This window comes from Serratia proteamaculans (assembly GCF_949794035.1).
Taxonomy (GTDB): Bacteria; Pseudomonadota; Gammaproteobacteria; order Enterobacterales; family Enterobacteriaceae; genus Serratia; species Serratia proteamaculans.
Map to the genome: position 1 here is coordinate 2,760,290 of NZ_OX461105.1, position 17,824 is coordinate 2,778,113.

The 17,824-nt window shown below is 54.7% G+C and carries 16 protein-coding genes; 3 read left to right on the forward strand and 13 right to left on the reverse strand.

Features of this window, described 5'->3' with window-relative positions:
- Positions 1-153: 153 nt before the first annotated feature.
- Complete coding sequence (locus QOT07_RS12895; protein WP_413477027.1) at positions 154-810, forward strand: TetR/AcrR family transcriptional regulator; 657 nt, start codon at positions 154-156, stop codon at positions 808-810.
- Positions 811-832: 22 nt separating this feature from the next.
- On the forward strand, positions 833-1,666 hold the full coding sequence (locus QOT07_RS12900; RefSeq protein ID WP_099062999.1) for an IclR family transcriptional regulator domain-containing protein: 834 nt from the start codon (positions 833-835) through the stop codon (positions 1,664-1,666).
- On the opposite strand, the gene dsdA is transcribed toward QOT07_RS12900, so the two are convergent.
- The 12 genes from dsdA to QOT07_RS12960 all read right to left on the reverse strand — a co-directional run bounded on the left by dsdA (position 1,663) and on the right by QOT07_RS12960 (position 16,422).
- Positions 1,663-3,000, reverse strand: a complete 1,338-nt coding sequence (gene dsdA, locus QOT07_RS12905; RefSeq protein WP_219016306.1) for a D-serine ammonia-lyase — start codon at positions 2,998-3,000, stop codon at positions 1,663-1,665. The two genes, QOT07_RS12900 and dsdA, sit on opposite strands and share 4 nt — an antisense overlap.
- Positions 3,001-3,212: 212 nt before the next feature.
- Complete coding sequence (locus QOT07_RS12910; RefSeq protein WP_112349893.1) at positions 3,213-3,683, reverse strand: VOC family protein; 471 nt, start codon at positions 3,681-3,683, stop codon at positions 3,213-3,215.
- Between the two features lie 12 nt (positions 3,684-3,695).
- Positions 3,696-4,049: a DUF1428 domain-containing protein gene (locus QOT07_RS12915; protein ID WP_099062996.1), complete on the reverse strand. Its 354-nt coding sequence runs from the start codon at positions 4,047-4,049 to the stop codon at positions 3,696-3,698.
- Between the two features lie 113 nt (positions 4,050-4,162).
- Positions 4,163-5,605 carry a GGDEF domain-containing protein gene (locus QOT07_RS12920; RefSeq protein ID WP_283603313.1) on the reverse strand — a complete coding sequence of 481 codons (1,443 nt, stop codon included), beginning with the start codon at positions 5,603-5,605 and terminating at the stop codon, positions 4,163-4,165.
- Between the two features lie 362 nt (positions 5,606-5,967).
- Positions 5,968-6,846 carry an ATP-grasp fold amidoligase family protein gene (locus QOT07_RS12925; protein WP_207976692.1) on the reverse strand — a complete coding sequence of 293 codons (879 nt, stop codon included), beginning with the start codon at positions 6,844-6,846 and terminating at the stop codon, positions 5,968-5,970.
- 77 nt (positions 6,847-6,923) lie between these two features.
- Positions 6,924-8,201, reverse strand: coding sequence for a lysine N(6)-hydroxylase/L-ornithine N(5)-oxygenase family protein (locus QOT07_RS12930; protein WP_207976690.1), 1,278 nt, complete (start codon positions 8,199-8,201; stop codon positions 6,924-6,926).
- An 816-nt stretch (positions 8,202-9,017) separates the two neighbouring features.
- The gene (locus QOT07_RS12935; protein ID WP_207976688.1) at positions 9,018-10,688 is read right to left on the reverse strand and encodes a glycoside hydrolase family 13 protein; all 1,671 of its coding nucleotides are present in this window, start codon (positions 10,686-10,688) and stop codon (positions 9,018-9,020) included.
- Positions 10,689-10,709: 21 nt separating this feature from the next.
- A complete protein-coding gene (locus tag QOT07_RS12940) occupies positions 10,710-11,825 on the reverse strand; it encodes an ABC transporter ATP-binding protein (protein WP_085116895.1) in 1,116 nt (371 codons plus the stop codon).
- 64 nt (positions 11,826-11,889) lie between these two features.
- On the reverse strand, positions 11,890-13,251 hold the full coding sequence (locus tag QOT07_RS12945; protein ID WP_099062991.1) for a family 4 glycosyl hydrolase: 1,362 nt from the start codon (positions 13,249-13,251) through the stop codon (positions 11,890-11,892).
- Between the two features lie 31 nt (positions 13,252-13,282).
- Positions 13,283-14,128 carry a carbohydrate ABC transporter permease gene (locus tag QOT07_RS12950; RefSeq protein ID WP_085116897.1) on the reverse strand — a complete coding sequence of 282 codons (846 nt, stop codon included), beginning with the start codon at positions 14,126-14,128 and terminating at the stop codon, positions 13,283-13,285.
- Positions 14,125-15,117: a carbohydrate ABC transporter permease gene (locus tag QOT07_RS12955; protein WP_099062990.1), complete on the reverse strand. Its 993-nt coding sequence runs from the start codon at positions 15,115-15,117 to the stop codon at positions 14,125-14,127. Before QOT07_RS12955 ends, QOT07_RS12950 begins: the two co-directional genes overlap by 4 nt.
- 39 nt (positions 15,118-15,156) lie before the next feature.
- On the reverse strand, positions 15,157-16,422 hold the full coding sequence (locus tag QOT07_RS12960) for an ABC transporter substrate-binding protein (RefSeq protein WP_099062989.1): 1,266 nt from the start codon (positions 16,420-16,422) through the stop codon (positions 15,157-15,159).
- A 123-nt stretch (positions 16,423-16,545) separates the two neighbouring features.
- On the opposite strand from QOT07_RS12960, the gene QOT07_RS12965 reads away from it, so the two are divergent.
- Positions 16,546-17,478, forward strand: a complete 933-nt coding sequence (locus QOT07_RS12965) for a LysR family transcriptional regulator (RefSeq protein WP_283603314.1) — start codon at positions 16,546-16,548, stop codon at positions 17,476-17,478.
- Here QOT07_RS12965 and QOT07_RS12970 read toward each other — a convergent pair whose 3' ends face one another.
- A complete protein-coding gene (locus QOT07_RS12970) occupies positions 17,479-17,748 on the reverse strand; it encodes a PTS sugar transporter subunit IIB (RefSeq protein WP_099062987.1) in 270 nt (89 codons plus the stop codon).
- Between the last annotated feature and the right edge of the window lie 76 nt (positions 17,749-17,824).

A 17,824-nucleotide genomic window follows, 5' to 3' on the forward strand; every position in this document is an offset into this window, starting at 1 on the left:
GTCGAATTGTGAGAAGGATCGTCTCGCCCCTCAGGTTATCGCCGCACAGGTTTACCGGTGAGCAATATGACGTCGTTCACAAAAGCCCGGCTATGGCGGATTGTATTGCCGTGTGACCCCGGTTACTCTTAACCGGTGTTCCCCTAAAGATAAGTGACTGATGTTTTGAAGAATGATGAGATCACTGCCACCAAACGCAAAAACGACCCCGTTGGCCTGAAGCAGCGTATTTTCGCTGCGGCGCTGACCGAGTTCGCCGAGGCCGGCCTGAAAGGCGCCCGCATGGAAAACATTGCCGAGCACGCGGCCACCACCAAACGCATGGTGGTTTATCACTTCAAGACCAAGGAATCACTCTACCTGGAGGTACTGGAACACGTATATCAACACATTCGTGCGCACGAAATGGGGTTGGATCTGCAGGCATTACCGCCGGTGGCGGCCATGACAAGGCTGGTCGAGGAAAGTTTTAACTACCATGCGGAGCACCCCGACTTCATCCGGGTTATTTGCATGGAAAACATGATGCGCGGTCAGTATATCCGCCAGTCGCCACGTATTAAGGCATTGAACCAGAGCGCCCTGACCCTGCTGGAAGATATTTTGCAGCGCGGCAAGCAAGCGCAAGAGTTCACCCCGGACGCCAGCGCCACAGATGTGCATCGTTTGATCAGCAGCCTGTGTTTCCACTACGTCGCCAACCAGTACACCTTTAATACGCTGTTTGAAAACCATGAGCCGCAGGAAGATCAGGCTCGTCACATCCGTCGGTTAGCCGTCGTGGCAACCCTGCGTTATTTGGCTCTGTAAGCACGGCCCCTGGGAGACTGTGATGACCAAGACCTCATCCGGCGAAGAGATCGCCGCGCCTGATAGTTCACTGTCCGCCGCCAGCGGCGATCCGTTCAAGGGCGATCCCAATTTTATGGCGTCGCTGGCCCGGGGGCTTGAGGTGATCCAGGCCTTTACCCCGCAACGCCGGTTGATGTCGATTTCGCAAATCAGCCAGAAAACCGGCATTCCGCGTGCTGCGGTACGCCGCTGCCTGTATACGCTGAACAAGCTGGGATTTGTCTACGCCCAGGACGGTAAGAATTTTGAGCTGCGCCCACGCATTCTGACGCTGGCCCATGCCTATCTTGGTGCCACGCCATTGGCGAAAGCCACCCAGCCGGTGCTGAAACACATCAGCCAGTTATTGAATGAATCCTGCTCTATCGCCACGCTGGACGGCGACAATATACTGTATATCGCCCGCGCCTCTGCCGAACGCATTATGACCATTGACCTGAACATTGGCAGCCGCCTGCCGGCATTCGCCACCTCGATGGGCCGGGTGTTATTGAGCCATTTGCCGCTAGATAAGCGTGAGGATTACCTGCAACGCATCACTCTGATGCGCTATACGCAATACACCATTGGGTCAGTCGACAAACTGCGTGACGAACTGGATAGGGTTCGTACGCAGGGTTATGCGATTAACGATCAGGAGTTGGAAATCGGCCTGCGCTCCATCGCAGTGCCGATTACCTCGGTCAACGGCGGCGTCACTGCCGCGTTAAACGTGGGGGTGCAGGCCGGTCATGTCCCGTTGAACGAACTGACCGAGCGTATCCTGCCGATCCTGCTGGAAGGTGCAGAGGAGCTTTCGCTACTCACTCATTAAATCGACTGGTGCGCGGTGGCCAAATACTTGGTCATCTCCGCCTCAGGCACCATACCGCCGCCGGTGGCCCACACCAGGTGGGTGGCATTGTTCATCTGTTCCGCATTCAGCCCCTGGCTCGCCAACCATTCGACATCAGCCGTGACGCGCCATGGCCCCGGCATGCCTGCCAGCGCCGAAGGTTCGAGCTGAATGTGCTCATGGCTGTCCAGCAGCCCCAGCAGTGCAAACATCTCGCGGTCACTGAGAGTGTAAAAACCGGAAAGCAGCCGCTCCATGGCACGGCCGACAAAGCCGGATGCGCGCCCTACCGCCAGCCCATCCGCCGCGGTCTGATTATCGATACCCAGATCCTGCACCGCGATGCCATCGTGCAGGCCGGTATGCACCCCCAACAGCATGCAAGGTGAATGCGTCGGTTCGGCAAAGATGCAATGTACATGATCGCCAAAGGCCAATTTCAGGCCAAACGCCACCCCGCCAGGGCCACCGCCGACGCCGCAAGGCAGGTAAACGAACAACGGGTGCTGAGCATCCACCTTGACGCCGCTGTCGGCAAACTGCCGCTTCAGACGGCCACCGGCCACGGCATAGCCCAGGAACAGCGTCTGCGAATTCTCGTCATCGATAAAGAAACAGCGCGGATCGCTCGCCGCCTGCAAGCGGCCCTGTTCCACGGCAACGCCATAATCTTGCGCGTACTCCACCACGTTGACGCCATTCTCACGCAGCTTTTGCTTTTTCCATTCGCGGGCGTCGGCCGACATGTGCACGCTGACGCTGAAACCCAACCGGGCGCTGATAATACCGATCGACATCCCCAGATTACCGGTCGACCCCACGGCAATGCGGTAGCCGCTGAAGAATTCGCGGAACTCCTCCGAGAACAAGCTGGCGTAGTTATCCGTCAGTTGCAGCAGGCCCGCGGCCAGCGCCAATTTTTCTGCATGCGCCAACACCTCGTAGATGCCGCCACGTGCCTTGATCGAGCCGGAAATCGGCAGATGGCTGTCTTTTTTCAGCAGTAAGCGGCCAGCCAGCGTCAGGCCATAGCGCTGATCGAGCGCAGTTTGCATGGCGTGAAGGGCGACCACTTCGGACTCGATCACTCCGTGGGTGACACGGGTTTCCGGGAAGGCGGCACTCAGATAAGGGGCAAAACGCGCCAGCCGTTGCTCTGCATCGCTCACGTCGCTGGCGTCGAGCCCTACAAACGGTAACCCGACCTGCAAAGTAGTCGCTCGCGGATTGAACCAGGTCACTGGTTTAAGCTCGATCAGTTCCTGCACCAGTGGGAATTGCGTAACCAACTGCTGAATCTGTGTCTTTTCCATGATTGTTCTCTGCGCTGCATAAAGGTTAGCCCTAGGGTGCAGCGATTTTCTCAGGCTGACAAATGATAAAATCTCAGCCTTGGGTGAGCAGTATTGATGCAAAAAGATGATTTGCGTCAATTTATCGCTCACATTGATTCCTTGAGTGACAGACAATCACCTTAATTACCCCGCAACGAAAAAGAGGCTGCGGGGCATTAACGCACCGACTCTTACCCGCGAGCCGCGGCTTCCAGTCCGGCGATATCCAGTTTGACCATCTGTAACATCGCTTCGGTGACCCTGCGCACCTTGACGCTGTCAGGATCACTCATCAGCTCTGACAGGCGTTTCGGGACAATCTGCCAGCTCAGTCCCCAGCGATCGCGCAGCCAACCACACTGCTCAACCTGGCCACCGTCACTCAATGCTTCCCATAAGCGGTCCACTTCGGCCTGATCGGCACATTCGACCATAATGGAAAAGCTGTGATTGAAGGGATCCAAAGGACCGGCTTCAATCGCCGCATAGCGCTGATCGCCAAGGGTAAATGACGCCAGCTTGACACTGCCGGCCGGCCCGCTGGGGGTATCGGCAGGCAAGGTGGACTGCCAGGTCAGGGAGGAACCGGGGATTAAAGCCACGTAGCAACGCAACGCCGCTTCCATGTCTTTCTCAAACCACAGGTGTTGGGTGATTTTCACGATACCCCTCCGCTACTGGTCCAGAATAGTTTCGAAGCCGCCGAAAATCATGCGTTTACCGTCAAACGGCATTTGGTCGCCGAATGCCTTCATCCTCGGGTCGGTCATCATTTTCTGACTTGCGGCATCGCGGACCTCTTTTGACGGATATTCGATCCAACTGAACACCACCACCTCGTCGGCTTCGGCCTTAACCGCGCCGCGAAAATCGGTGACTTTTCCATCGGGAACATCATTGCCCCAGCATTCGACGATCCGCGTAGCACCGAACTCTTTAAACAGCGGTGCAGTCGCGGCGGCCAGTTTTTTGTACGCCTCCTTATTGGCGGCCGGCACCGCCACAACAAAACCTTCTACATATTTCATCGGAGTGTCCTCTTGTCGGTTCGACAGTCGGGTTGGCGCCGGCGGAGCTGCCTGCGCCCTCTTCCATTTTAGACCCCATTAGCGGGGTCAACCATTAAGCACAGCGACGGGTTTCAAAGCTCGGAGTCAATACGTTGCAGCAGTTCTGGCGTAGCGACCCGGTTGCGACCGCTATTTTTGGCTTTGTAGACCGCCAGATCGGCGATTTTCAGCAGGTTGTCCAGATTTTGCCCGGCTCCGCCGATGCAGGTAACCATGCCGATACTGACGGTGATCTGCAGCGGTGTACCGGCTGGCATGGTGATAGATTCGATTTCAACCCGGCGCCGCAGGCGTTCGGCCAACAACAGCGCATCCTGTAGCTGTGCGATCGGTGAAACGATCGCAAACTCTTCCCCGCCCATGCGGCCAAACAGGTCGTTATCACGCAGATCGGCAGTAATGGTACGGGTAAAAGACAGTAAAGCCGTGTCGCCGCCAGCATGGCCAAAGCGATCATTGATCGATTTAAAGTAGTCGATATCCAGCATCATGATGCAGATCCGCTCGCCCTTTTGGCTCACCAGCCTGGCACCGCGCTGCATAAAGGCGCTGCGAGTCAATACGTGGGTCAGCGCATCATGGTTCGCCACGTGCTCAAGTTTGCGCAGCAGTGCATTGCGGGCAAAGTTCATGCTGGCAACGGCAATCGGACCCAGTGCCAATAGCGCCACACCAAGACGCATCGACACCGTATTTTGCAGCATTTTCATATCGAGGTTAGTGGTGATCAGGCCCAGATCGATCGCCAAATGGCACCATATCACATAGGCCAACACGGTGATCATGGTGGTGAACAGGGAGAAAGACATCGCCAACCACAGCAAGATTGGCATCGGGAAGATCACCGCGCCAGGGCCACCAATCAGGATGCTACAGATGCAGGCCAACAGCAGCAGGATTAACACCGCCATTTTTCTGCAGGTGTTATACCACTGGCTACGCAGGGTGATCGCCTGGACGATACTGCGCAGATAGCTTTTCCCGTCTGTCGGGAAGGCCAGAATAAACGGCATCAGCGTGATGTAATTAGTGAATTCTGACGACAGCCACAACGCCAATGAGGGTAAGTACTGGCGATCAAACAGCAGCACCGAAGCCCCGGCCCCGAGGATCCCGGTAGCCATCGCGCTCACCAGGCAGATGGCGAACAGAAAAATACTGGATGAGGTGCGTTCCAGAGATCTTACCTGCGGCGATAAATGCATAAACAGATAAAACCCGACCGCCACGCCGGCGATATTGGCGCCATTGAGCAATATGGCTTTGCCGGGGGTGCTGCCGGTGATCAAATCCGCCGCCAAATAGCCCAGCATCGCCATCACCCACCCCACACGGCTGGCAAGCACCGGATAACGCACCAATATCGCCAGCAATACCGCATTGGTTGGCCAGAATGCCGACAACAGGCCAGTCGGGCGGCTTTCAATGCCAAAGATGCAGGTGGCAAACACCAGCAGAAAGACGATCAGCGCAGGCTGTAATTTTGTGGCGACAGGTAACTCAGTGGTGTGCATCTTGCTTCCAGGGGCTTACGAAGAATACGGATAAAATCCTGCCTGCATGACGGTGGCCATGAGCCTGCCGGTCATGTCTGACCACGAGTGTAAATTGAGCAGCCAGCCTGACATTATTGCTACTTTTCTCAGACCTGGCATCCGTTAATTGAAAATTTAAAAATATGATTATGTATCAATCTGTAGCCTCAGGCTTTGGGATGATTTACAGGCGGTGCTGCTCTGCTGAGCGGGATTCGGCGGGATTATCTGCAAGCAAATAAAAAACACCCAGGAGGGTTCACAGGGTGTCAAGGGGTCAACTGTCATGCCAGAGTGAACCAGCAGGAAAGACAGTTACAAGCGTTGTCTGCGGCGTGCCGCTATTTCAGTTTCAGCATCTTCCCGAGCAGAATATCGGTTGATTCGAGCATGTCAGTATCGATGCCGGCGGAAGGCGTGAAGGTCAATTCGCCAAAAATGGGTTTGCCGTTGTCGATATAAAAATCAACGCGGACAAATTCAAAGGGCTCAGACAATTTTTTGGCGTACTCAAACAGCGCGTCATAACCTTCGGGTTTCACAAAGGCCTCGATCTCTTGCTGGCTGAGCGCCAGACAATCCTGGCTGTAGCAAAGAAATTTAAAGTCTTTATCAAAAAAGTAATATTTCGGCATCCCGGTTTCTCTACCGACACAAAGTAATGTGCAGTAAGGGACACCATGGAAGCAGTATATTTTATAGTCATCAGGGCCATGACCACCCGGTGAGGCTATAAACTTCTCGCCTATTATTTTTTTAGTGATCTTCTTGTAGTTTAACTCTGCATAGACCTTCCAATAGTCTTCTTTCATCCAGCTTTCAATGGTTTTAGAGGCTTGTACGGTATCCAGTGACTTTTTATCCTGGCAAATCAGGTTGTAACCAGAACCGTGGTTGCCCTTAATCACAAACTTGTCAGGTAACGACTCCCACGGGATCTCATGAGCTGAATCGCAGGCGAAGTAAAGCTCATTGAGTATTTCCTCACAGCCTTTCGCCTTCAAATACTCCCTGACGGCATATTTGTCTGCACATTGCGTCACCAGTGCATTGTTACTGTAATCGTTAAGTTTGAGATAATTTATCTTCTCGTTCCAGGTCATCGGCGGGTTTAGATTTAATTTTTTTCCGAATGCTTTTTGGTAGATAAATTTGGTCTTGAAGGTCGGCGCGAATGTAGCCAACTGATTCATGATAAATTTGTTAATGTGTTTTCTCATACAACCTGTCTTATCATTTGATAAAAGTATTAAAACGGCTCCTGGCAGGAACCCAAGAAGGTTAAAGCGATTGGCTGTTATTGCTCACTGCGCCATTGAATCATCGCCGGGGCCGTACTCAGATCAAATTGGCTATTACCTAAAACCCGGTTGAGGATGCGGGCCGATCGCCAGGCCATCAGGCTGAGTTGAGGGTCAGCAATACCGTGGTGGTGCATGCTGGCGTTGACGGCAAACAAAGCATTCTCATGGACCCCTTCCCGTTCAAGGGTAAAATCCGAGGCAATGCGATATTGTCCATCCGCGTCGGTTAACACTCGGTCAGCCAGGGATTCAAGAAATGCCGGGCGGGCTTGCTCATAACCGGTAGCAAAGATCACCACGTCGGCATCAAGAGTCTCACGCCCTTGATCAAGATGATGCAGTGTCTCTAGCTGATATGAATTGTCTTTGGCATTAAGGGCCGTAACGGAACGGCTGGGCAGCAGTCGTACCCATCTTTTATCCCGAAGGACATCGAAGCGGTGATACATGGCGCGATAAATGGCCAAAAGCGACTCGCTGGTGATCCCATCCGAGGTCATTTTTTGTTCGCGCAGCATCTGCTGTTTGGCCGTGTTGCCAAGCGTGTAGAAGTCCTCGACATAATCGGGGGTGAAATACTCGTTGGCAAATGCAGCTTCATCAAGGGCGTTGTAGTTGTTACGCCGGGAGATCCAACTCAGCTGTTCCGGCTGGCCCCATTCCCCCTGGAAAACATTAAGGAACAGATCGGCCCCGCTTTGACCGCCGCCCACAATGGCCACACGTTTTCCGCTAAGGTTTGGCTGGCGAAACATCATTTCGCTGGCGTGAAAGCATCGATCGTTTTGTTCGGTCACACAGTCAGGCAGTTTGACTTGCTTGCCAATCCCCACGCAGACATGTTTGGCGCGAAACACCTCATTCTGGGTGGTGACAACAAACTGCCGCTGTTGGTCATCAAACTCCACGCGCTGAACGTCCTGGTTAAAAACCAGTGAATCCAGGCCCGTTGCCGCCCAGCCAAGATAATCGGCAAACTCTTCTCGTGACACGGTGCGTTGTTCTGTCGTCAGGAAGCGGTAGAATTTTTTTCTTTTCACCAGATAGTTGAGAAAACTATAAGGGTTGGTTGGCGAGACGGCCGTCACCAGATCTTTCAAAAAGTTGGTCTGCATACTGCAATCTGCCAGGATCATGCCTGGGTGCCAGGAAAAATGCGGTTTGCGCTCGAGGAATTTACAATTAAAACCTTCGATTTCGCTACCAAGTGCAGCAATACTGAGGTTGGACGGACCGATGCCAATACCGATAAAGTCCAAACACTGGTTCATTGTGTGTGCTCCTGAATGTATATACTTACAGATATGTATTCTGTGTTTTGGAAAGTGACGACCAAAATTTAAAAGATCAAAATGGCCCCAACATCCCGTCATTTTATTTTCACAAAATTCCGAACATATCTTGCCTTTGAAAACTCATTTTTATTTAAATGAAAACTTCGCGGAGCCATAAACAAGGAGCGCTTTGGAAGCGAACCTCCAGGAAATGAAAATCAATGGGCAACAGAGAAATGGGTAGCATATCCCTATGTTAATCTGCCTATTCCGCCCGACATCATCCTTGATTAGACACAGCCAAATCAGAGTAGCGCTAAAGCTGCAAGCTGGCATGTGAAAAAAAATAATATTAAAGGAATAGACCGATTTGTTAATATGAAATTAAAAGTGAAATCGTAAAAAATCATAAAATTTCACTTCGGTTTAGCTAGCGTTGTAGTCAGGGCACCACCAGAGAAATGCTTCCACCAAACCAAACTTAAAATAAAAATGTTAAATATCAATAAATTAAATTAAATACATGGTTACAGAGTAAAAATCAAACAGAAGTCTGTATGGTTTTTGTTCATTTATGCCATCGCATACGCCAGTGTGTGAGATTTTAAATCCAGGGCGGGATTTTTCAGATATTTTTCTTATCGCAGTGCCTGTGTGGGGAATTTTCACCCTCACTCCCCAGCATTAAAACGGGGCAAGTCGTCTATTTAATGATTCGTAAGGGAAGTCATTAATGGGGAAAGCTGGAGAATTAAAATAACTTTCCCACTAAATTAATTTAGGGTGGATATTAATCCATTCCGATATAAATCCCTACTGATAGATCTGCGCCTCATAAGGGCGAAGTGTTTGTCGCTCACCTTCTTGGGGATAATTACTCAGTAACAACGCTCTTTTTTCCAACGATAAATCCTGAGCGTCAATTTGCTGAGTTTCAGCGCTCAGGTTGCACAGTACCAATACTTGTCGCTCATCCTGGCTACGGGAATAGGCGTAAATATGCGGATGTGCTGCCAGTTGTAATTGGTAACGCCCGTAAACCCACAGCGGATCCTGCTGGCGCAGATGGATTAACGCCCGGTAAAAATTCAGTACCGAGTCGGGTTCTTCACGCTGGCGCGCCACGTTAATTTGCTGATAATTGGCATTCACCGCAAACCACGGCTTGGCAAGACTAAAACCGGCGTTGGGGCTGTCGTCCCACTGCATCGGCGTGCGTGAGTTATCGCGGCCGCTGCGGCTGAGGAACGCCAGGATCTGCGCTTCCTCCATACCCTGCTCCTGCAGTTTGGCGAAGCGGTTTCTGGCAGCGATATCGTTAAAATCGGCCAGACAGTTGAAGCGGGTGTTGGTCATCCCCAGTTCCTGCCCCTGGTAGATAAACGGCGTTCCCTGCATCAGGAAATACATCGCCGCGATGGCGGTGGCACTTTCGCGCCAGTACCGCTTGTCGTCACCCCATTTCGATACCACACGCGGAATATCGTGGTTTTCAACATACAGCGCGTTCCAGCCTTTTCCCTCCAGCAAGGTCTGCCAGCGGGTAAAGATGTTTTTCAGGCCCAGAACGTCGACCCCGGCGTCTGGCGACTGCTGATGGCTGGTTTCCCACAGTTTGACATGTTCAAACTGGAAGATCATATTCAGGCGGCCATGCTGTTCGCCCACCCAGTCTTCACCCTGCTCTGCCGAGGCTCCGTTCATTTCCCCCACCGTCATGATGTCATAACGGTTAAACACCTGTTCGCACAGGTCATCGACGTAATCCAGCAGCCCTTCGTAGTTAAGGTGTCGTTCGAACGACGGCACGTAGCGCAGCCCCTGCGGGTTGGGCATGTCGGTCAGGCCCGGCTGTTTTTTCATATGGCAGATGGCGTCGATGCGAAAACCGTCAATGCCCTTATCCAGCCACCAGCGCATCATGTCGTACAGCGCCGCCCGCACCTGCGGGTTTTCCCAGTTCAGATCCGGCTGACGCTCAGAGAACAGGTGCAAAAAGTATTGCTCACTGCCGGCGTCATATTTCCAGGCCGAACCGTTAAAAATGCTTTCCCAGTTGTTGGGCTCTGCGCCGTTTTTCCCCTCGCGCCAGATATACCAGTCGCGCTTGGCGCTGGATTGAGATGACCGGGATTCAATAAACCACGGGTGCTCGTCCGAGGTATGATTAACCACCAGATCCAGTATCAGCCGCATACCGCGGGCATGCACCTCGGCCAACAGGCGGTCAAAGTCCGCCATGGTACCGAACTCCGTCATAATGGCCTGATAATCACTGATATCGTAACCATTGTCGTCGTTCGGCGAGCGGTACATCGGACAGATCCAAAGCACGTCAATGCCCAGCCACTGCAAATAATCCAGCCGGGCAGTGATACCGTTCAGATCGCCAATCCCATCGCCGTTAGAATCCATAAAGCTGCGCGGATAGATCTGATAAACCACCGCCTGTTTCCACCAACGCACCGTTTCTCCACCGCTCATGTCCCTGCTCCCTTAAATTGATTAATGCGCCTGATCCGACGCCAGAATGCGCTGGAATGCCCGTCCCTGACGGTCAAACAGGTAACAGCACTCAACCGGCAGGCGCACGCCCACCCTATCCCCGGCCTTGATGGTCGAACGTTCGGGATTGCGCAGCACCCAGGGTTCACCGGCATTACCGTTATCCAGGTAGAGATAGGTTTCATTGCCCATGTGCTCCACAAACATTACCTCGCCCTGAAACTCACACTGTGCCTGTTCACCCCCGCGAATATGCTCCGGGCGAATGCCGACGTTAACGCTTTGGCCTTCCGCCGCCGTCGGCGTGGCGATCGGCAGCACCAGCGCCTTGCCGTTGTCCAGCTCTACCACGCTTTGACGCTCACCGGCACGCCGCAAAATTGCCGGGATCAGGTTCATTTTGGGTGAGCCGATAAACTGAGCGACAAACTCATTGGCCGGCTGGTCATACAACTCCAGCGGTGTGCCTACCTGTTCAACATGCCCCTGGTTCAACACCACAATGCGGTCGGCCAGCGTCATGGCTTCAACCTGATCGTGGGTCACATATATAATGGTCGACCCCAGTCGCTTATGCAGCGACGCCACCTCCATGCGCATCTGCACCCGCAGCGATGCATCAAGGTTGGACAAGGGCTCATCGAACAAAAACAGCTTCGGCTCGCGCACGATGGCGCGACCAATCGCCACCCGTTGCCGCTGCCCGCCGGAAAGGTCCTTCGGCCGTCGTTCCAGTAACGGCTCAAGCTGCAAAATGCGCGCACTTTCACGCACCCGGCTGTCGATCTCCGCCGCCGAATGCCCCGCCAACTCCAGCGCAAACGCCATGTTTTTATATACGCTCATGTGTGGATAAAGTGCGTAAGACTGGAACACCATGCCGATGCCGCGTTCGGCCGGCGTATCGTCATTGACGTAGTTGCCATCGATATACATGCCACCGCTGCTGATCTCCTCCAGCCCGGCGATCATCCGCAACAGGGTAGATTTGCCGCAGCCGGAGGGGCCGACAATCACCACAAACTCTCCGCTGTTGATCTGCAGATCCAGCGATTTGATTACCTCTGCGTTAGCGCCATAGCGTTTTTGCAGTTTTTCCAGCGTTAGTTGCGCCATATTCCTCCCGTTCGCACCACAGTGGGCAATTAGCGGGACGCCGATCCGCGCCCCGCCATCCGGCTTATTTCAGGTAGTCGAGCCACGGGCCCTGGCGTGAAATCATTACGTCCACCAGTTCGGGGATCGCCCGGCATTTGTCGTTAACCGAATCCACCAGTAACGCCTGGATCACCAGATCGCGCGAGCCTTCAATCACCGCGTCAGCCGTCAGGTCATGGATGGCGATCTGATTGCTCAGCAAGCCACCGATACCGGCGGGCATATTGACCTTGATGCCGTGCACGCCCTTGCTATCGATAATTGCCGGCACTTCAACCGCAATAAACGCCGGCAGCTGTTTGATAAAGCCCTGGTTCGGGATATTGACCGCCGACTCTTCATAACCTGAATCGGTCAGGATCCCTTCCATGATCGGCACCACGCGCTCCTTCAGCTTCAGTTCGATTTTTGGCTGCACATGGCCCAGGTAATTGCGATAGAAGGTGTAAAAATCGAGGATGCCGCGGTGGTCGCTGACCTCGCTGGCCCAGCGGATGTACTCACCAAAATGGCTGTCGCCGGTGATCGGCAAGTGGTGGAATTTCTCCAGGATCTCTTTGAACAGCGTGCGGTCAGCCCAGGGATAAGCGCTGTCTTTACCGCCCAGCGCATCGCGCTCGGTGCTGCCCTCGGTCTGTACCAGTTTGCCGTGGGTGCGAGTGTAAGCCAGGATGTCGCTGTAGCCCGGCAGGCGGGAGAAGTAATCCGGTGCCTTGGCACGCACGTCGGCATAAGCATCTTTACCGCTGTCTTTATAGCTGGCTTCCAGCAATACGCTAAAGTGATTAAGCCCGGCGGCCCGCAGGGTGAGATTGTCGAACGACGTACCCAGCATTTCCGGCAGATAGCGTTCCAGTGAGGCGATTTCGTGGCACATGCCGACAAAGTTGAGCTGCGGGAAACGACGATGCACGGTGGTGCAAATGCGGCTCATCGGGTTGGAATAGTTAAATATCCAGGCGTTCGGGCAAATATCGGCGACGTCGGCGCAGATGTCGAGGATCGGTGGAATAATCCGCAGTGAATGGAACAGGCCGCCGGGGCCACCGTTTTCGCCATACACCTGTTGAATGCCATACTGCTGCGGGATTTGCCAGTCGAGATCCCACAGCGCGAAACGGTCACCCACTTCGATGGAGATAATCACAAATGCCGCCCCGTTCAGTGCCGTTTTGCGATCGGTGGTGGCGCTGACGGTAAACGGCAAATCTTCCGCTGCCAAAAAGTCCCGGGCCGTTTTCTCGGTCACCGCCAGGGCGGCAGGATTGATGTCATGCAGCACAATTTCACTGCCGTACAGCGTCTTGCTCTGGAAGATATCCCCCAGCGTGCCGTAGCCGAATTGCGCGCTGCCTGCACCCACTAAAACGATTTTTGTAGCCATTGGTTTGCTCCTGCTTTGGGTTAATCGAAAATCAGCCTTTTACTGCGCCGTTGGTTAATCCGCTGACGATGCGGCGCTGGAAAATCAGCACCAGTGCGATGATCGGCAGTGTGACGATGACCGAGGCCGCCATGATGGTGCCCCAGGGAAGTTCGTACTGAGAGGCACCCTGCAGCATCCCAATCGCCACCGGCACGGTGCGTTTGCCGCTGGAGATAACAAAGGTCAGGGCGAACATGAATTCATTCCAGGCACCGATAAAGGCCAATAGCCCGGTGGTCACCAGCGACGGCCCCATAATGGGCGCAAAAATGCGGGTGATGATGGTCCAGGTACCGGCACCGTCGACGATTGCCGCCTCCTCCAGTTCCGCCGGGATCGCCTTCATAAAGGTGGTCAGCACCCAGACGGTAAACGGCAGTGAGAACGTGGTATAGGACAGCACCAGTGCGCCCAGCGAGTCATACAGCCCCATAAAGCGCACCAGTTCGAACATGCCGGACAGCACTGCTACCTGCGGGAACATCGACACGCAAAGGATGGTGAACAGCAGGTACTTGCGGCCACGAAAGCGGATGCGTGCCAGGGCGAAGGCAGCGGTAATCGACACCAGCAGGCAGATGCCTACCGTCAGCGTCGCCACCACGATGGAATTCAGCAGGCTGCGGGCAATGCCGTTATCCATCAGCGCGGTCAGGTAATTGCCCCAGTGCAGGTTGCTCGGCAAATAGGCGACCTGGAACAGATCCTGCCCGGAACGTAACGAGGTGATCAGCGCGTAATAGAATGGAAACAGGCAGATCACGCTGGCCAAGGCGGCACTGGCAAAGATCAGCGTCTTATGGCCGTATTTTTGTTGTTGGCGGCTCAGTTTCATGCTTGTTTCTCCTTGTCATTCAGGCGGCCCAGCGTGAGGAAGCAGGCGGCAATGCCCGCCACCATCATAAACACCAGCACCGAAGCGGCAGAGCCGGCACCCATTTCCTGATAACTGACCATGCGATCGCGGGCATAGCCGGATACCGATACCGTGGCCTCGCTGTTGGAGGTCAGCACGTAGATCAGATCAAACACCCGCAGTGCATCCATCACCCGGAAAATCAGCGCGACAATCATCGCCGGCATAATCAGTGGCAGGGTAATGCGGCGGAAGCGCTGCCAGGCGTTGGCCCCATCGACCCGGGCGGCCTCATACAGATCGCCGGGGATCAGTTGCAGCGCGGCCAGCAGCATCAAGGCCATAAACGGCGTGGTTTTCCAGACGTCGGCAATCACCACCGCCCACATCGACAGCCCCGGCTCCGCCACCCAGGCCAACGGCGTGGCGATAATGCCGGTCTTGAGCAACAGGTCATTCACCACCCCGTACTGGTCGTGGAACATCCAGCCCCACATCTTGGCGGAAACAATGGTCGGAATGGCCCAGGGCACCAGAATTGCGGTGCGTACCAACCCCTGACCGCGGAACTTCTGATTCATCAACAGCGCCAGCAGCATGCCGAACACCAGCTCCAGCGACACCGACAGCAGGCTAAAGCGCAGCGTATTGCCCACTGCCAGCCACCACAGCGGATCTGCCAGCACGCCGTAATGGTGGCCGCCCTCGGTCAGGTCCAGGTAATTGGCAAAACCGACAAAGCGGTAATCGTCCGGTGCGTCCAGCATGGCATCGGTAAAGCTGTAAAACAGGGTGCGCAGCAACGGCCAGCCCGCCACCGCCGCCAGCAACAGCATCGCCGGGGCCACCAGCAACCAGGCGATACGGCTGCGACGCTGCTGGTGATTAAGCTTGCTGCGTCTGGCCGGCCGTGCCTGCGCGGAAGCGGGCGTGACCGTCAGGGATAAAGCTTCAGTATTGCGTTTCATGCATCAGACTCCGGCGGTTAATGGATGATTGCCCTGCTTTCAACGCCATCCTCTGGCTTTGATCCGCTCCAGTCGCTGCTGTAAATCCGCCACCGCCGTGACACCGTCACTATCACCGCGTAATACGTTAAAGGTGGCGTTGTAGATCGCTCTGGAGACCTGCGCATACTGCCGCTTGGTTTGGGTGGCCGGGCGTGGCATCGCCTGGGCGAAAATGCCCTTGAAGTCCGCCAGATAAGGCGCCTGCGCCAATACCTGTGGATCGTCGTATAACGCGGTGCGTGAAGGTGCCTGGCCCATCAGTGCCAGCGCCCGTTTTTGTGATTCGGCGTCGCTGACGATTTTCAGCAACGCGATGGCCGCCTGCGGGTGCCTGGTGTAACCGTTGATCGCCCACTGCCAGCCGCCCAGTGCACTGACCGAGTGCCCGTCGGCCCCTTTCGGCAACGGCATCACGCCCACCTTGCCGCGGATCGCACTGCTGCTGTCCTGTGCCAGGACGTAGGCGTATGGCCAGTTGCGCATAAACATCGCATCGCCGTTCTGGAATAGCGCCCGCGACTCTTCTTCCATGTAACCCAGCGTGCCCTTCGGGGTGATTTTGCCGATCCAGCCGGCGGCCATATCCAGCGCCTGTGCCGCCTGGGGATTATTGATGGTGATATTGCCCTGGGCGTCGATAAAACTGCCACCGTTCTGCGAAGCCACCCACTCCAGGGCGTTACAGGTCAACCCCTCATAGGATTTGCCCTGGAACACCAGTCCCCAAAAGTTTTTATGCCCGGCGGCACGTTCGCCCTGCTGAATGCGGGTGGCGATACGGGTCAGATCGGCCCAGGTTACCGGCGGTTGCTCCGCGTATTTTTCCAGCAGATCCTTACGGTAGTAGAGCGCGCCGCTGTCCAGGTAAGCCGGTACCGCTTTCACACGGCCGTTTACCACATTGTTTTGCCAGGCGGCGGGGAAGAAATCCTGTTTGATGTCGGCCACGCTGTCGGTCAGATCCAACAGGTGTTTGTTCAGCACGCCAATCCATACGGTATCTGCCTGAAACAAATCGATGGCGCTGGCATCTTTGGCGGCAAACAGTTGCTGGAACAACGACAGCTTTTCATCAGAGGCCGGGGGAAGATCGATAAACTCCAGGGTATAGCCGGTCTGAGCCTCAAAACGCTGCTTAATCTCATTGCAGTACTGGCGCCCTTCTTTGCTGGGCGCGCACTGCATGCGCAGCGTCTCGGCCACAACCTGACCGGACATCAGCGCCAGGGCGACGGCAACCATACTCGGTATCAATCTTCTCATTGCATCCTCTCTGGTGGCGGCTGGAAATACCGGCATGAGAGCAAGCTATCGAAGGCGGGTCATTGGCGGAAATCGTTTTTCGCCGCTACGATATAGAAACTTTCTATACCACCAGTGGAAAATATGATCGTGGACAAAATTCTGCGGCAGTTTATCGAAGTAGCGATGTTCAAAAATGTGAGTCATGCAGCAAACAAGCTTTGCCTGAGCCAGCCGACGCTGACCCACAACATGAAGAAGCTGGAGGAGAATCTGGGGGTGCAGTTGCTGGAGCGCACCTCAACCGGGGTGAAAACCACCGAGTACGGCGATTTGCTGCTGGAACAGGCGCAGATGATGCAGCGAATTTATGACAATACGCTGATCAAACTGGCGTTTATCAAGGCGCGTCAGGAGCAGAGCCTGCGCATGGGCACCGGCCATGCCTGGTGGTACATGTTTGTACGTGACAGCTTCAATGCCTACCGCCAACTCCACCCGATGGTAAATATCCATATCGATCTGGGTAACCACCTGCGCCTGATGGACCTGTTATTGGGCGGGGATATCGATTTGTTTATCGGCCACGAAATTCAGGGGTTGAACCCCAAGGCAGGCATCAGCTTTCTGCCGCTGTTCGGTACCCGCGACACCATGTTCGTGCGGCGCGGACACCCACTGCTGGGCCAACCGGTGGGGCCGGATGCGCTGCTGGACTACTCTTGCGTTGAGCTGACGCCGGATGAAAGCCGCTATCATCATATGGTGGAGGATATGCAGCCGAAAAAACTGGCACGCAACCGCCTGCACCTGGCGGAACGGGTGATTTGTTCGACCAATTCGATGATGTCGGCGGTGGATATGATCAACGATTCCGATGCGGTGCTGCTGGCCTATCCTTCTTGTATGTCAGGGTATTTTGCCGAATACGGCATTGAGCCGCTGCAGCTGACGCAGCCAGGCCAACGCTGCACCGTCGGTATTTACCTGATGCGCGAAAAGGCGGATGCGCCCCACGTGGTGCAGATGCAAAGCTTAATGCAGCAACACCTGGAACAGATCCGCCCGCTGCTGTAGTTACTTCTCACCGCCCAGCGCGATCAGCGCCTGATACAAGGGTTTGGCATTCCCCGGCCCGACCACCAACTGATACTCGGTAGTCGACTGGGGCGTTTCCACCTCCAGCAAGGCTTTAACGCCCGGCAGGTTATCGATACTCTGCCGATCCAGTCGCCCGCCGTCGTGCAGTTCCGCCCTGATACGGCTGGCGCAGTAGCGCAGTTTGACCAAATTTTCTTCACCGCCGAACGCGGCCAGCAGTGATGCCGCCAATTGATGTGTTTCCATGATGCCCCCTGAATGAGATTGCCCTATGCAACAACAGCATAGAGCCGGCGGGCGGTTGAAGTGAAATTGGTTTCAT

Coding starts and splice junctions, on each gene's coding strand:
- QOT07_RS12900 (WP_099062999.1), top strand. CDS start 833: ATGACCAAGACCTCATCCGGCGAAGAGATCGCCGCGCCTGATAGTTCA.
- dsdA (WP_219016306.1), bottom strand. CDS start 3,000: ATGGAAAAGACACAGATTCAGCAGTTGGTTACGCAATTCCCACTGGTG.
- QOT07_RS12915 (WP_099062996.1), bottom strand. CDS start 4,049: ATGAAATATGTAGAAGGTTTTGTTGTGGCGGTGCCGGCCGCCAATAAG.
- QOT07_RS12920 (WP_283603313.1), bottom strand. CDS start 5,605: ATGCACACCACTGAGTTACCTGTCGCCACAAAATTACAGCCTGCGCTG.
- QOT07_RS12925 (WP_207976692.1), bottom strand. CDS start 6,846: ATGAGAAAACACATTAACAAATTTATCATGAATCAGTTGGCTACATTC.
- QOT07_RS12930 (WP_207976690.1), bottom strand. CDS start 8,201: ATGAACCAGTGTTTGGACTTTATCGGTATTGGCATCGGTCCGTCCAAC.
- QOT07_RS12935 (WP_207976688.1), bottom strand. CDS start 10,688: ATGAGCGGTGGAGAAACGGTGCGTTGGTGGAAACAGGCGGTGGTTTAT.
- QOT07_RS12940 (WP_085116895.1), bottom strand. CDS start 11,825: ATGGCGCAACTAACGCTGGAAAAACTGCAAAAACGCTATGGCGCTAAC.
- QOT07_RS12945 (WP_099062991.1), bottom strand. CDS start 13,251: ATGGCTACAAAAATCGTTTTAGTGGGTGCAGGCAGCGCGCAATTCGGC.
- QOT07_RS12950 (WP_085116897.1), bottom strand. CDS start 14,128: ATGAAACTGAGCCGCCAACAACAAAAATACGGCCATAAGACGCTGATC.
- QOT07_RS12955 (WP_099062990.1), bottom strand. CDS start 15,117: ATGAAACGCAATACTGAAGCTTTATCCCTGACGGTCACGCCCGCTTCC.
- QOT07_RS12960 (WP_099062989.1), bottom strand. CDS start 16,422: ATGAGAAGATTGATACCGAGTATGGTTGCCGTCGCCCTGGCGCTGATG.
- QOT07_RS12965 (WP_283603314.1), top strand. CDS start 16,546: ATGATCGTGGACAAAATTCTGCGGCAGTTTATCGAAGTAGCGATGTTC.
- QOT07_RS12970 (WP_099062987.1), bottom strand. CDS start 17,748: ATGGAAACACATCAATTGGCGGCATCACTGCTGGCCGCGTTCGGCGGT.